The sequence below is a fragment of the Paludisphaera rhizosphaerae genome (genome assembly GCF_011065895.1).
GTDB classification, from domain to species: Bacteria; Planctomycetota; Planctomycetia; order Isosphaerales; family Isosphaeraceae; genus Paludisphaera; species Paludisphaera rhizosphaerae.
The window spans coordinates 1-1,578 of the sequence record NZ_JAALCR010000083.1 but is presented as its reverse complement, the minus strand read 5'-3'; the positions used below and the strand labels follow the sequence as shown (position 1 = coordinate 1,578).

The 1,578-nt window shown below is 65.8% G+C and carries 1 protein-coding gene; it reads left to right on the top strand.

Annotated elements, in window-relative coordinates; translation table 11 throughout:
* Positions 1-1,549, top strand: a 1,549-nt coding sequence (locus G5C50_RS32070; RefSeq protein WP_165076164.1) for a hypothetical protein, incomplete at its 5' end; no start/stop codon positions are given.
* Positions 1,550-1,578: the final 29 nt, after the last annotated feature.

Below are 1,578 nucleotides of genomic sequence, written 5' to 3'. Positions count from 1 at the left end.
CAACGCCGGGCCGCTCGCATCCCTGGGCATCGGCGGCTACACGGAATCGGGTGGGGAATACTCCCTGCCCGCGGCCACCCTCTCCGACCTGGCGGCCCTCGACCAGATCCCGACGGGCGTCTGTACGGTGAGCGGCCCTCGCTGCCTCTCGGCCGTCGAGTCGTTCATCCAGTCGATCTACCCGGGCCACGCCCTGAACGTCCAGCCCGACGGCAAGATCAGGGTCTTCGACCTGCTGGATCCGACCGCCGTCACCCTTACGCTTGAAGACCTGACCGACCTCGTCAGCCCTCCAAGCGTCCGGCGAAGCCTGGCGGATTGCTTCACCAAGGTGACGATCTTCGGCCAGCCCCGGACGGTCGCCAAACTGGTCAGCCTGTCGAACGGTGGGCTTGAAGAGTGGTTCCAATACCCGGGCGTCACCAACTCGGCCGCCAAGGCCGCCTGGACGACCGACGTCTACAAGTACGGCCAGGGTTCTCGTTCGACAGGGACTCTTACGGTCACGGATACGACGCACGTCGTCCTGACGTCGGCCGACGCCACGCAGACCTGGGACGCCGACGCCTTCGGGCCCGCCGGACAGGCCGGCATCCTCCACCTGAGCAAGTCGGTCATCTCGGGCTTCGACTCGATCGTCAGCGTGCGGGTCGTGGCCAACACGGCCCTGACGGCCGGTGGCACCTCGACGTTCACCCTGGAATCACCCCTCCCGGCGACCGATTACGACGGCTACACCCTCTACGGCTTCGACACGGGCCCGGCCCTCGTCTACCGCCGATACCGAGTCGTCGACGCCGACATGCGGGCTGCGTTGGCACGCAAGTTCAGCCCGTCGGCCGTCTGGTTGGGGGCTTACGGCGGCTCAGCCACGTCGACCAACTTCCCGATGGCCAGCGTCTGCTGGGACGGCAACGAGGTCACGGACGGCTTCTCGATCGACATCGCCGACGGGACCATCACGTTTTTTGTGCCCACGTACATTACGGCTGGCAACCGACCACCTGACGACGTCCGAGTCCTGATCGCCGTCAACGAGGATAGCCTGACAGCCACGGCCCCGGCCTCGGGATGGGAGGGTACGGCCTACTCGGTTGACGGCCTGCAGCGCGAGCAGCGCGTCTTCATGAAAAGCTGGACCGACCCGGCGAACCAGGCCGCGATGGACGACTACGCCCAGCAACTGCTGGATACGAACAAGAACACGGTCGTCGATCTCAATCTGACGGTGAACCGCATCCTGGACGAAGTCCTGCCGCTCGCCAACCAGGGATTGAACATCGCGGCGGACGGCTACTCGACCGGACTGGAAGACGCCAACCTGCCGATCAGCGGGCTGTCGATCGTCTGGAACAACGGGGCGGCCAGTCTGCACACGACCAGCGTGACGGCCTCCAACCGTCGGCAACCGCCGAGTGAGAATCTCCTTCCGCCGGAGCGGCAGCGGCAGGGCGGCTACCTGTGGGGGCCTACGTCGTCGAACACGCTCAACCCCTGGGATCCCGAGGGCAAGAACTCACAGAAGAACGACGCAGGGGGTGGGGCATGAGACCGACGGAAGAACGCTGGCTGATCAAC